Here is a 13,726-nt window from a genome sequence, read left to right as displayed (position 1 = left end):
GGATGCTCCCGATATAAAGCAGGACTTACGCAACTGGCACAGTGCGATCGCATTTTTATAGTAGTTATGTACTAGAAGGTGGTGGTGTACTCAGAGAACATTGCTGAAATTAGTAACAGTAATCGGCTGTATTAAGTATTCATCAAATCATGAGAAGATTAGCTGAGGAGGCATAAAATAAATCCTGTAGCTTTATGAGATTTACTAAACTTAACTATTGCCAGTACTTGTTAAGTAGTCAGATTAATTATACGCTGACAAATTTGGCAGAGCATTTAGAGCAGATCAGTCATGATAAAATCAACCGTTATTTAAAGAACGAAAAATTAACACCTCGGATTCTTTGGGATAACGTGAAAGATTTAATAGAAATAAATGAGAACGCCTACTTGGTTTTTGATGACACAGTAATTGATAAACGATATGCTATTGAAATAGAGCCAAGTAAACGCCAATATAGTGGCAATGAGCATGGTGTAATTCAAGGGATTGGGCTAGTAAATTGTGTATATGTAAATCATGAACTCGGAAAGTTTTGGGTAGTTGACTATCGCATTTATGACCCAGAACGAGAAAAGAAAAACAAAGATAGACCATGTGATGGAGATGCTGCAAAACCTTGTGTATAATAAGGTTTTACCATTTCAAGCTGTCTTGATGGACACTTGGTATGCGACAAATAAATTGATGTTATATATTGATGGATTAGGAAAATATTATTATTGTCCTCTAAAACGTAATCGACTTGTTGATGATACAGCAGGTGAAGAAGATTATCAAAAAGTTGAATTGTTATCTTGGAATGAAGAGGAGTTGAAATCAGGTAAAATAGTTAAAATAAAAAAGTTTCCTCAAGCGAAAAAAGTGAAACTGTTCCGGGTAATTGTCTCCACCGACAAAACGGATTTTATCGCTACAAACGATTTATCTCAAGATTCTACGGACGTTGTACAAAAAGTGTGTAAGGTACGATGGAAGGTTGAGGAGTTTCATAGAGAATTAAAACAATTGACTGGTATTGAATCATGCCAATGTCGTAAGGGTCGTATTCAAAGAAATCATATTGCCTGCGCTATTTTAGTTTGGCTTAGGCTCAAAAATTTAGCTTATAAAACTGGTCAAACAATCTATCAAATTAAGCATGGATTGTTATCAAATTATTTAGTTCAGCAACTAAAACGTCCGAATGTTCCCATGTTTATTGCCTAGTTGTTTGGCGCACGGCGCGGCTACACCGCGCCATTGCTTGTGACAGTTGCGTAAGTCCTGTAAAGAACTATGCATTTAGGTCTAATAGCTGTATTACTTCTGCTGTTCTTGAGTCCATCTTTATGGATCAGCTATCAAGCATCGACCAAATTAGGCTGTACGTGGATGTTGCTGTTGTTACCGATCGCCTGGTTTGTTGGAGTGGTATTTGGAGCGATCGCTCCAATGTTTCTTACTGGGCTACTTGAGTGGCTTAGTAATCTCAACACGCCACCTTCAGAAGCGGGATCGATGGGTGGGGTGGCCTGGCTTGGTATATGGTTGGTTGTAGCATTGGTACTTAGTCCTGTTTGTGTGCCATATCTACCTGGCTGACTGCAAAGTTCTTGTTGAATGTATAAGAATACTCTTTGGTTTATCAAGATGCTTCTTGAATAGACTTCTTGTAGAAGTACGAAAAAGGTTAAGAGGTAAAGGGGAAAGCGGCTCAGAAAAAACCCTTTCCCCCCTACGGATTGGTATTCTGATAAGTACACTAACATCTGATGAAATTAGAAATCAGTTGTTGTATGGATGAATCCTTCCAAATCAAAAATATTCAGGTGGTCAGTGAATGACACTAACCACCCTTTTGAAACTCTATTTCACTATTCCTGAATGACCGGGGATATCTGCCAAAGGTTCAAATCTGCCACCTAAGTATTTGGCGAGAAACTCTTCTACAATCGCAAAAAAGTGCAACCGATTTTCTGGTCTAGCAAAACCATGTCCTTCATCTGTGTAAAGTACATATTGCACTGGCAAACCAGCCTGTTGCATTGCGTTGACAATTTGATCGCTTTCTGATTGTTTCACTCGTGGATCGTTTGCACCTTGACCGATAAGTAAAGGTTTTTGAATCCGGTCAGCAAAGAATAAAGGCGATCGCGATTTCAGAAATTCCTCTTCTGTCTCCAAGTTACCGACACGATGAGAAAGCATTGCCTTCAATGGTTCCCAATAAGGCGGTATAGTTTCTATCAGAGTAATCAGGCTACTCGGCCCGACAATATCCACACCAGCCGCAAATATTTCTGGTGTAAAAGTTAACCCTGCTAGAGTGGCGTAACCTCCATAAGAACCGCCCATAATCGCAATCTTTTGCGGATCGGAAATGCCTTGTTCCACCAGCCAGTTAACACTGTCAATCAAGTCATCGTGCATTTTACCAGCCCATTCCCGATTCCCAGCATTCAAAAATGCTTTACCGTAGCCAGTGGAACCGCGAAAGTTCACTTGCAGAACGGCATAACCCCGGTTAGCTAGCCATTGCGCTGTGGGAGAGAAACCCCAAACATCCCGAGCCCAAGGGCCGCCATGAACCAGCAGTACTGTTGGGAGATTCTGCGTAGGTATTCCCACAGGGGTTGTCAAGTAACTGTGGATAGTTAAGCCATCCCGCGCTTCGTAAGAAATTGGTTGCATTGAAGCTAACTGCAACGCTTCGAGTTTGGGTTGGTTGCTAAAAAGGAAAGTGCTAGTTTTGGACTCTCGGTTGTAGGCATAGTAATAAACTGGCCCATTGTCAGTTCTATAAGCTACTAGCCAGGTTTTATCTTCCAAGTCGCGGCTAATTATGGAGAATTCTCCGGGACGCACCTTAGCGATTTCTTCAAAATCTGCGGCGATACTGCGATCGATTACCTGCCATTCCTGTTTATCTTTGTAGAAAGAAACTGCTTGAATGACTCGCGTCAATGGGTGAATAATTATCCCCACGACATCATACTGTTCATCTTCAGCAATAACGGTTTCTTGACGGCTATCTAGGTCAACAGCTAGCAGACGTTTGGCGTTAGCATCGTGATTCCCTTGAATATAAAGGGTTTTACCATCATCTGAGAAGCTAACAGAATTCCCTTCTTCTTCTGGCCCCCAGTGGCGGAGGATTTCCCACTGTTTATCTGGTTTCTGCAATAAGAGGTCATAACCACCATCGCGTGTACTAGCTGTCGCTGCACGTATTTGAAACTCAGCATCAGATGTCCAACTGATAATGTTACCGGGGTTATCGGTGTCGAACTCAACCGCACCATTTTTAAGGTTAATCCGGTAAACGTCAAACTTTTGGGGATTGTTTAAGTTCAAAGCTACCAGCACTTGATCTGGAAATTTTGGTTCCAGTTCCACAAGTTCGGCTTTTACACCCTGGAATGGCGTTAAGTCACGCACAATCTTGGAGTGAATATTAACCAAGTGGAGATGAAAGTTCTCGTCGCCATCCGAGTCTTGCATATAAATTAACTGGTCGGCGTTATAAGTCCAGAAGAAAATGCGGATACCGCGCTTTTTATCGACAGTTAGTATCTGGTCGTCTTCTTGTCCTATAGTTCGCAACCATACCTGCAAGACATTTTTCTCATCAGGGGCGATATATGCCAAGTACTTGCCATCAGGGGAAAGTTGTGGGCTAGTTTTTTCGGGATTCCCAAACAGGATTTCGCGCGGAATCAACGGTGGTAGGGAGGGCGCTTGAGCAGATGACATATTTTTATCCTCTACTTGACTACCCTATTGTCACTTGGTGGTGAAAATGACAATTCATCCAATAGGATGAACCTAGTACCGCAAGGCGGAAGTCAAAAGTCAAAGTCTTTTATACTCGGCGATGAGTCTTTAATACTCGTGAACGAGTCTTTGATACTCGGCGATGAGTCTTTTATACTTGTGAACGAGCCTTTGATACTCGGTGACGAGTCTTTTATACTCAGCGATGAGTCTTTGATACTCGTGAACGAGCCTTTTATACTCGGCGATGAGTCTTTGATACTCGTGAACGAGTCTTTTATACTCGGTGATGAGTCTTTGATACTCGGCGACGAGTCTTTTATACTCGTGAACGAGTCTTTTATACTCATTGACGGCAATTGTCGCAATGTCCGCAACGCAGGTTAGCTGCTTCTTTGTCAAAACCAAAGGCGTTTAACAAAAACTGCCAACGACACTGCTTAGTTGTTAGGTATTGCTGCATCTGCTTCGCGGCGTGTAATTGCGTCGGTGGCTGATTTCCCGCTTTTTGCCCAATGGTGTAATGGAAAGGATCAAGCCAGTTTAGCTGACCGTTGCTATGGAGTAAAGCTAGCGCCGTTGCACCTTCGGGAAATTGTCGAGTTACTGCATTCACTTCTCCCTGTTTTGGTAATTTTTTCACAAGTTGCTGCGCTATTTGTTGTTGCGATCGCATTTGTTCTTGAAAAAACTCCTGTCTTTGCTTATCCCCTGAATCTAACCACCCCGTAGGTTCACTCACCAATGTCAACGCCTCTGCGGGTTTCCCATCCCTTCCAGCACGGCCAATTTCTTGCACATATTCAGATAGCAGATGTGGCGCGTGAAAATGTGCCACCCAGCGAACGTCACTTTTATTTATCCCCATACCAAACGCACAGGTACACACAACAAAGGGGATTTTGCCACTTAACCAGCTTGCTTCTACTTCACGGCGTTCTGTTGCACCCAATCCCGCATGATAGCTAGCTGTAGCAAAACCCATCTCTGCCAACCATTCAGCTAAATCTTCGCTATCTCTCCGAGTGCGAACATAAACTAATCCCGATTGTTGCGGTCTATTTTGAATAAACTTTAATAATTGTTGTTTTCTACCTCGTGGTGTCCAAGCGATACGAACGGTGGGATGCAAATTCGGACGGTAAGGATTCAACCGGAAAATCTCTGGTTGCTGTAATTGTAAAACTGTTTGAATAATTTTTTGGGCTGAGGGGTCAGCAGTAGCAGTAAAAGCGGCGATGCTAATTTTTGTTCCTGGTGGTTTTGATTTGAGTAATGCCGGACGCACCGCCCCTAATCTGCGATAAGCTGGGCGAAAAGTATCACCCCACTGCACTAAACAATGAGCTTCATCTAAAATCAAGCCATTAATTTGCAATTGCGGGTGACATAATCTTTCCCACACTGGCGCACTGAGCAAAGTTTCGGGCGATAAATAAAGTAATCTTAGCTGTTGGCGTTCTAAAGCTTGCAGAGTTGCACGGCGTTGAGATGAAGATAATTCACTATGCAAAAGTGCTGCTTTTTGGTGGCTTTCTCGTAGTTCCTGAACTTGGTTTTCCATCAACGCCACCAAAGGCGAAACTACCAAGGTTAATCCTGTTTGTAGCAGTGCGGGAAGTTGAAAACAAATTGACTTTCCGCCACCTGTGGGCATAATAATCAGCGCATCTTTCTGTGACAACAAACTGCTGACAATTTCTCCCTGTGGTGGACGGAAATCTTCATAACCCCAGATTTGTTTAAAAGCTGCTCGAACTTCTTGCCAAGATTTTGTTGTAGGCTGATTCATAATCAATGATAAATGCACCCATATCCTTGAATGCTGAATATAGCCTCTGTTATGCAGCTAATGGTTCAGTAATTTCATCATCTTAACTGAACTGTATTGAGGTATAAAGCGGGTTTCTCCTGACTCCTGAACTATTCCTTAAATCTCTACTGATAATCCTGGATTAAAGTAATTATTTGGTTCATCTGGATAACCACGCGGATTACAAATAACGCGAGTCAAACCGATTTGATAATCTAATTGATTGTGAATGTGGCCATGAATCCATAATAATGCTCCAGACTCTTCAACTAAAGTATCAAGATTTGAAGCATAAGCAGCACTTAAAATATCTTCTTTATATTGAGAAGGTATAGACTTTACACCAGGGCGAACGCACGGGATTTCTGAAACCCTTGCTGGGCAAGGATCTTGATGAAAAAATAGGCTAAATTAAAAAACGCCAAAACCCTTGCTATTAAAGGATTCTTATACTTTAGATGCGTTTGCCCTGGACTTTACACTAGGAGCATGATGACTGATAATTACAGTTTTACCAGACAAGCCAAATAATGTATTTTTTAACCAATTAACTGATTTTTTACAAATTAGCGCTGTGTCAATAGTTCTTAACTTTGAGTATTGAGGACTTAATCTAATTTTCTTGTAATCGTTCATGAATTGACTAGCTTATACACCTGCCATACGTGGCTCACCAAACAGTTTAAAATCAGTCCATAAAGTACAACCTAAAAAATTTACACCCTCAATGGTAACTAAATCATTCTCTAGAACATGAACATTAGTTCCTAATGAATAATCTTTCAGCTTCTCAACAAGCCTTGGATAAGCACTTCCATAGTATTCATGATTACCTAATACATATATAATTGGTTTGTTGGGAATGTTCTGAATTGCCCATTTAAGTCCTCTTTCTCTTAAATCAATATCTCCAGCTAAAACAACAATATCCGCATTTATATCAGGAGTATTAAAGGGTTTAAATTCAAGATGCAAATCACTTAATATGTGAATTTTCATGCTAATTCCATAATTGAAGAATTTTAAAATACTATATATGCTTGGCTTCTATACACCTGTATCGTATTTGTATTGTATTAAGTTAGTTTTATGCCCTGAATAGAGCGATAATTACTAAACCAAAACATATTTACAGTTTAATTATTAATCTACGAACAAAGATTCTAAATCTCGATAACCACTGGCAACACGAGTAATACTAATTCCGTCTTCTCTCGGATAGTAAAATATAATGTAATCATCCACAACAAAACCGCGCAAATTTGGTACAATCCTTCCATAACTTTTTCCCATATTGGGAAAACTCGCTACTAGTTTACATTTGGAGCGAATGTCATCAAAAAGCTACAAATTTCATCTAAATCTTGAATTGCTGCATCTGAAAATGAATAATTACTCATTCAGCAGACTCCTCAGCAATTAGACGAATTTTTTCTTGTAATTTGGCGAATACAACTTCGCCGTCAGTTACTTGCCCCTTAGCAATTTGTTCAGTTCCTACAGCAATTTTTTGCCGTAATTCTTCAAGTCGCTGCTCTCTTTCTTGTAATAGTTTAAAGGCTTCATTGATGACATCATCTGCATTAGTAAATCTACCCCTTGCAAGCTGTGCCTGAATAAATTGCTCTAGTTCTGGTTTAATTTGGATGTACATATTTTCTAGCTCTATATAATTAATATTCTTATCTAGATTCTAACAGCATTGCTTTCTCGATCGGTAACTAACCATCCCACAAATGCCGTAAGCGTTCAAGCGTAATAGCCTTTCCTGGCGACGACTACCGATGTGGTAAACCGCAATTGTATTTTGTAATTGCTACCCATAACCATCGATATTTACCTTCCTCGTACCAAGGTGTTTCGTCAAGGTACAAAAGATGCTCATGGACTTTATCGACGTTATGGATTTAAAAATTTGACGGAACCAGAGAAAATCATGATGCGTTTAAATCCTAATGCTAATCAAGCTTGAGCAAACCAGTGCGTAAGCGTAGCCCGTCGTAGACATCGCTGACCCACATTGACAGTTAGATTACAATCTTAGGTATAGTTTCTCTGACTGGAGTTGTTCATCGGGTGATTCAATCCGATTCAATGACAAAGCATACCAGACAAGTATTACTTAGTGCGCTCAAGGTAGTTGTCTTATGCCTGACACTGTTCCTACTATGCACAAGCAATAGTTGGGCGCAAATCACTACTGACAGCAAAATTGCTCCTCTGATTGAGAAGCTGATAGATAACGATGCCCACATCAGAAGCCTTGCAGCAGATGCATTAGTTAATATCGGTTCGGCAGCAGTGCCATCTCTGATTGAAGCGTTGAAGAATCAAGATAGTAATCTTCGCTGGCACGCGGCTTCGGTTTTAGGAGATTTGGGTGCAGAAGCAGCACCAGCCGTTTCTGCCTTAAGTGCGGCATTGCAGGATGAGGATGGACAAGTCCGCCTGTACGCTACCTTAGCTTTAGGAAATATTGGTACAGCAGCCAAAGCAGCAGTTCCATCGTTGATGGCGGCATTACAAGACAAGGAGCAATTCGTTCGCATTTATGTTCCTTCTGCACTCAGGAAAATTGGTATAGAAGCGAAAGTAGCTGTCCCAGTATTAACTGCTGCCTTAAAAGATAAGAACCCCACTGTACGTTACAATTCTGCTTACGCTTTGGGTGCAATGGGTACAGAAGCAGTATCTTCTGTCCCGAATTTAATTGCCTTGTTGAATGATAGCCAGTTCTACGTGCGTTTAGGTGCTATCAAAGGTTTAGGAGGAATAGCGGCAGGCTTTCAGGACAAAGCAAATGCTTTACCTACCTCCAAGTTGCAGAAAGTCATCTCAGACTTTGAGCAAGTATTGGCAACTATACAAAAATACAAAGATAAATTCACAGAGACGGACATTAGGCTGATACGTCGCCCTCTCAATGCCCTGAAAGCAGAAAAAGAAACTCGCCTCTTTGATAGAGTTCTGGAATCGCTATTTGAGCATAAATTACTCTTGGGAATTGCCGCTTACCTTATCTTATTGCCTTCTATTTGGTTAATTCTCTTGCGGGTAGCCCCTTTATGGTTGTTGAAAATTAACAACGCCCTCAAACCCTACACAGATTTTTCTCTCCCATTTATCAGCGTTAATGTACCTCTGCGATATGTGCTATTTGTTGGCTGGTTTCATTACCATCCCAGAGTATTAGATGCGTGGGTAGCTAAATATATCAAAGCAGCCCGCGAACAATTCCCTAAAAAGGATACAGTTAACAGTCGCGCCTGTTACATTCCCATTCCCGTTGTTCTGGATGGTACAACAGTTCCCCAACTGATGAATGAGAATTTGCGCTCAACTTTCGAGAAACAACGTAGCTGTCTAGTAATTGGTGGGGAAGGGGGTGTAGGTAAAACCAGTTTAGCGTGTCGAATCGCTGGATGGGCAATGGCTGAGGATCAAGACCAACAACTCTGCAAACATTTGATGTTACCTGTGCTTTTAGAAGAAGAATTTCGGGTAACTGAAGGTAAGTCGCCGCTTTTAGAAGCTATCAGAGGACAGTTGCAAGCTTTAATTGATGAACCAGAGCCGATTTGTCAAGAATTACTATTACGTTTGTTAAGAAAGAAACGCATTCTAGTGATTGTAGACCGATTCTCAGAAATGAATGCCACTACACGAGAAGCAATTGAGCCGGAGTCGCCAGAGTTCCCGGTGAATGCATTGGTGATTACTTCCCGAATTGAAGAAAAGCTGGGGCGGGTTAATAAGACGATAATTAAACCTTTGCGGATTGAGGCGAATAAACTATCGTCTTTTATGGAAGCTTATCTCATGCAGCGAGGTAAACGCGATCGCTTTACTGACCAGGAATTTTTTGACGCTTGTAACCGTCTTTCTTTGATGGTCGGTCAAAATAATATCACTGTCTTGCTCGCTAAACTCTATGCTGAACAATTAATCGCCAGTAAAGACGTTACATCTAATATTTCTGCGTTGCCAGAAAATATTCCTAATTTGATGCTGGGTTATATCAATGAACTCAATCGTGATGTTACAGACGAGCAATTTGATGACCGCACTGTTCATCAAATTGCCAAAACCATCGCCTGGGAATGCTTGCAGCAAAGTTATCAACCAGGAACCGCCAAGCGTGCAGATGCTATTGCTGCATTAGCAGCTTTGGGTATTGATGACCCCGAAGCACACCTCAATTATTTGGAAAAGCGCCTACACCTGATTCAAACTATCGGTTCTGCCAAAGACAGAATCCGTTTCTGTCTCGATCCTTTAGCTGAGTATCTTGCAGGTTGGTATTTAATCGAATTGTATGGCAATAACGATGGCAAATGGCGATCGCATTTTTTCAAAAAAGCAGACGATTTAGTTAAAACAGGCGCACCAGATGCCATCAAAGGCTTGTTGTTGGCAGTGCGAGATTGCTACTTATCTGAGGTTCAAGGTAGCAAAGAAACAGATTTTGTACCCCAAAAGTCGGGTAAACTGGCTGGGTTTACACCTTCAACCAATACACCAGCTACTACTGTGCAAACACGAATACCATAAACCAATACAGTTCAGTTAAGGCTAAAACTCTTTGCAAAAGTCAATTTTTTAACGAACTGCATAGACGCGGAGCGGCTTCCCGCAGGGTAAAACGCATTCGCGCAGCGTCTCGTCACAAAGAGAAGAAAGAAATGCTTAACCCAAGCGTATTGGACTATAACTAAATCAAAATTAGTTGTTTTGTTAAATCAAATCCAATTGCATTGTATTCCCTTCAGAGAAACCGAGGCTGGAGTAAACTGGTTTACCCAATGGCGAGGCGTTAAGAACCACACGCGTGCAAGCGATCGCTTTTAAATATTCAATTGCTCTATTAGTTAAGGATTTGGCAATTCCTTGTCTGCGGTAAGATTGTTCGACATAAACGCCCCAAATATATCCAAATTTGCGGTATTCATCTTTGAAAACATTTGGGTATAAACCTGCAAACAGTTGACAACTAACAGAACCCACAACTGTATTATCAATCTCTGCAATAAAAGCCTTATAAAACAAATCTCGACGCGCTTCTTCTATAAATTTGAGGGTAATATTCTGCCAATCCAGAATAATATTACTCTCATCAACACCAATATCTAGCCACATTTGGTAAAAGTGTTTTGCAATCAGTGAGTCTTCTTTGGTAGTAGCTTCTCTGATAGTTATATGTTTTTCTGTCAGCATAATTTCTAACAAATTTTTGGAACTCACAAATAACTCCTCCCCAAAGTTGGAGAGGAGTTTGTTAGCATCAGCTAAAAACTAGCAGTTTCACAGATTCCGATCTCAGACTTTCTGTGCAGTTACTTCCTCTGGCTTTTCTTGTCTTTGCAACGCAGAATACAACCTATTCAGCGCATTTACATAAGCTTGTGCAGATGCCACTATGATATCTGTGTTCGCTGCATGACCAGAAAACACTTTAGATTCATAACGTAAACGAATTGTTACTTCGCCAATGGCATCAATACCGGCTGTTACTGACTGCACAGAAAACTCAATCAATTCGTTGGGCACATTCACCACCCGATTGATGGCTTTGTAAACTGCATCCACTGGCCCAGTACCGATCGCTGCATCGGTTAATTCTTCACCTTCTGGGGTACGCAGGGTAACTGTAGCAGTAGGACGGGCGTTGCTACCGCAGGAAACTTGTACCAACTCTACCCGGAACAAATCGGGTGCTTGTTGAATTTCATCGTTAACGATTGCTTCCAAATCCCAATCAGAAATATCTTTCTTTTTATCTGCTACTTCTTTGAATCTAACGAAGGCTTTATTTAGCTCACTATCCGACAGTTCAAAACCCAATTCTTTCAATCGAGTGCGGAAAGCATTTCTCCCTGAATGTTTGCCCAAAACTATTTGATTGTCTGTTAAGCCAATCAATTGGGCATCCATAATTTCGTAAGTGAGCTTGTTTTTTAGGACACCATCTTGGTGAATTCCAGACTCATGAGCAAAGGCATTCGCCCCGACGATCGCTTTATTTGGTTGTACCAACATTCCCGTCAAATTAGAAACTAAGCGTGAGGTTTTATAAATTTGTCGGGTGTCGATATTTGTCAGGGATTCTTGAGATTCTTCTGGTCTGCCGAGATAAGGGTTAAAATATTGCCGCCGGACGTGTAGCGCCATTACTAATTCTTCTAATGAGGCATTACCGGCACGTTCGCCAATCCCATTGATTGTACATTCTAGTTGCCGTGCGCCATTTTTTACGGCTTCTAAGAAGTTAGCAACTGCCAAGCCTAAATCATTATGACCGTGAACGGAAATAATCGCTTGGTCAATGTTGGGGACATTTTCGATAATGCCTTTAATTATTGCCCCAAATTCGCTTGGGGTGGTGTAACCCACGGTATCGGGAATGTTAACTGTTGTTGCACCAGCTGCGATCGTTCGCTCTAACACTTGGTACAAAAATTCTGGATCGGAACGAGCCGCATCCATCGGCGAAAATTCGACATCTGTCATGAAGGATTTAGCATAAGCTACCATTTCTTCGGCGATCGCTAACACCTCTGCCCGTGACTTCCGTAACTGATACTCTAAATGAATATCAGAAGTCGAAATAAATGTGTGAATTCTGCCCTTTACGGCTGGTTTTAATGCTTCTGCGGCCGCTTCAATATCTGCTTTAATCGCTCTTGCCAAACTGCAAATTACCGGACCATTTTCTGTCCCCACAATTTGGGCAATCTTGCTGACTGCTTCAAAATCTCCGGGACTGGCAAAGGCAAAGCCTGCCTCAATTATATCCACACCCAGACGCGCTAGTTGCTTGGCAATAACTAGCTTTTCGTCTATATTCAGAGTCGCTCCCGGACACTGCTCTCCATCTCGCAGTGTAGTATCAAAAATGATAATTCGATCTGTTTTGTTTGTCATTTGCGGTTTGTTGTTTAATTTTTACTTGTGGCTCAATATATCTTCAACCTTAGTTTTTCTTTTACTCTTACCTTTGTAAATAATTGCTAAGGCTATTAACCTTCAGTTTTTTCTATTTGATCTCTGATATCATTTAAATCTATATATCTATCAGTAGCGTTCCGTAGTTCTCTAGCGATCATTCCTTCTGTTGATACTACCGTAATATGTGTATTTTTTGAGCGTAATAGTTCGATTGCTCGTTCAAAATCTCCATCACCACTGAATAATACTACTCGGTCATACTGGTCTACTGTATTAAACATATCTACAACAATTTCAATATCTAAATTCGCTTTTTGCGAGTAACGACCAGAAGTATCATCATAATATTCTTTAAGGATTTTAGTTCGGACTGTATATCCTAGACTAATTAGAGCATCTCTAAAACCTCGTTGATCTTGTGGGTCTTTTAAGCCAGTGTACCAGAATGCATTAATTAATGTTGTTTCTGATTGCTCATGTTTAAAGTATTCTAAGACTCGCCGTGGGTCAAAAAACCACCCATTTTTTTGTTGAGCATAGAACATATTGTTTCCGTCTACAAAAATAGACAGACGATTCATTGGAGAACCCATACAAATTTACACCTAATAATATATATGAATTTAGATGGAACAATAGATTATAGCAATTTTCAAATAGCAAGTTTGCTAATATCTATAAAGTAGCTCTTCATCTATAGCTTTTATCCTACCTCTTTCAAGGCATAACAACGGATGCAACATTGGAGTTGAGATGCTGGGTGCTAAACCTTATTCACCTCCAGCACTGCAAGAGCTACCTTCTGATCAAAATCTACCAATAAAATTGAACCAGTAACAGCATTTATCGCTGTATAACATTAAAGTTTACTCCTAAAGAGGTATAGCATAAGCTTAGGGTAGGATATAAGTTTATGCCTATCTATAGGTAGAGCTTTCAGTATCAGGACATGCTTTCTGGGAGTACCAATATTGCGCCAAAGACAGAAGACGGCCTTGGGACAGCTTCTGGTAAAACACCCAGTTAGGAGCGTACCTGTTGGTTAGGTTAGGATCAAATCTCGCCGCAACCAATTAGCAGAGGCGAAATAGATCCGGCTCTGATCTGTGAGACAATCACTAGTTGTAACTCACTTAACAGAAAAACAATAATTTAGGCAGTACCTGAGTAGGAATCTCTTGGGGGCTAGCTCTGCCAATAAAGGTTTGTTGA

10 protein-coding genes and 3 pseudogenes are annotated in these 13,726 nt (G+C 41.0%); 4 read left to right on the top strand and 9 right to left on the bottom strand.

Annotation, left to right across the window (positions count from 1 at the left end):
* The first annotated feature begins 194 nt into the window (after positions 1-194).
* Positions 195-1,209: pseudogene (locus tag FD724_RS03475) on the top strand (transposase).
* A gap of 69 nt (positions 1,210-1,278) precedes the next feature.
* Complete coding sequence (locus FD724_RS40270; protein ID WP_218651497.1) at positions 1,279-1,584, top strand: hypothetical protein; 306 nt, start codon at positions 1,279-1,281, stop codon at positions 1,582-1,584.
* Positions 1,585-1,848: 264 nt separating this feature from the next.
* Here the strand turns inward: FD724_RS40270 and FD724_RS03465 are convergent, their stop codons facing one another.
* The 6 genes and pseudogenes from FD724_RS03465 to FD724_RS41900 all read right to left on the bottom strand — a co-directional run.
* Complete coding sequence (locus tag FD724_RS03465; protein WP_179071590.1) at positions 1,849-3,735, bottom strand: S9 family peptidase; 1,887 nt, start codon at positions 3,733-3,735, stop codon at positions 1,849-1,851.
* 367 nt (positions 3,736-4,102) lie between these two features.
* A complete protein-coding gene (locus FD724_RS03460) occupies positions 4,103-5,548 on the bottom strand; it encodes an ATP-dependent DNA helicase RecQ (RefSeq protein ID WP_179071589.1) in 1,446 nt (481 codons plus the stop codon).
* A 669-nt stretch (positions 5,549-6,217) separates the two neighbouring features.
* A complete protein-coding gene (locus tag FD724_RS03455) occupies positions 6,218-6,568 on the bottom strand; it encodes a metallophosphoesterase (protein WP_179071588.1) in 351 nt (116 codons plus the stop codon).
* A 144-nt stretch (positions 6,569-6,712) separates the two neighbouring features.
* The gene (locus tag FD724_RS40570) at positions 6,713-6,862 is read right to left on the bottom strand and encodes a type II toxin-antitoxin system RelE/ParE family toxin (RefSeq protein WP_256874440.1); all 150 of its coding nucleotides are present in this window, start codon (positions 6,860-6,862) and stop codon (positions 6,713-6,715) included.
* Between the two features lie 109 nt (positions 6,863-6,971).
* Positions 6,972-7,055 (bottom strand): annotated as a pseudogene (locus tag FD724_RS41905) (type II toxin-antitoxin system ParD family antitoxin); the annotation flags it as partial.
* 60 nt (positions 7,056-7,115) lie between these two features.
* Positions 7,116-7,223, bottom strand: a pseudogene (locus FD724_RS41900) (type II toxin-antitoxin system ParD family antitoxin); the annotation flags it as partial.
* A 159-nt stretch (positions 7,224-7,382) separates the two neighbouring features.
* Here FD724_RS41900 and FD724_RS03440 point away from each other — a divergent pair.
* Both FD724_RS03440 and FD724_RS03435 read left to right on the top strand, forming a co-directional pair.
* Positions 7,383-7,541, top strand: coding sequence for a hypothetical protein (locus tag FD724_RS03440; RefSeq protein WP_256874439.1), 159 nt, complete (start codon positions 7,383-7,385; stop codon positions 7,539-7,541).
* A gap of 122 nt (positions 7,542-7,663) precedes the next feature.
* On the top strand, positions 7,664-10,120 hold the full coding sequence (locus FD724_RS03435) for a HEAT repeat domain-containing protein (protein WP_179071586.1): 2,457 nt from the start codon (positions 7,664-7,666) through the stop codon (positions 10,118-10,120).
* A 183-nt stretch (positions 10,121-10,303) separates the two neighbouring features.
* Here FD724_RS03435 and FD724_RS03430 read toward each other — a convergent pair whose 3' ends face one another.
* The 3 genes from FD724_RS03430 to FD724_RS03420 all read right to left on the bottom strand — a co-directional run bounded on the left by FD724_RS03430 (position 10,304) and on the right by FD724_RS03420 (position 13,107).
* Entirely contained in the window at positions 10,304-10,810 is a 507-nt protein-coding gene (locus FD724_RS03430) for a GNAT family N-acetyltransferase (RefSeq protein ID WP_372726502.1), read from the bottom strand.
* Between the two features lie 75 nt (positions 10,811-10,885).
* Positions 10,886-12,490 (bottom strand): 2-isopropylmalate synthase, encoded by a 1,605-nt coding sequence (locus FD724_RS03425; protein ID WP_179071585.1) that lies wholly within the window; start codon positions 12,488-12,490, stop codon positions 10,886-10,888.
* Between the two features lie 95 nt (positions 12,491-12,585).
* Positions 12,586-13,107: an NYN domain-containing protein gene (locus FD724_RS03420; protein WP_041565194.1), complete on the bottom strand. Its 522-nt coding sequence runs from the start codon at positions 13,105-13,107 to the stop codon at positions 12,586-12,588.
* Between the last annotated feature and the right edge of the window lie 619 nt (positions 13,108-13,726).

This window comes from Nostoc sp. C057 (assembly GCF_013393925.1).
In the GTDB taxonomy this organism is placed as follows: domain Bacteria; phylum Cyanobacteriota; class Cyanobacteriia; order Cyanobacteriales; family Nostocaceae; genus Nostoc; species Nostoc muscorum_A.
This window is presented reverse-complemented; position numbering and strand designations above follow the sequence as displayed.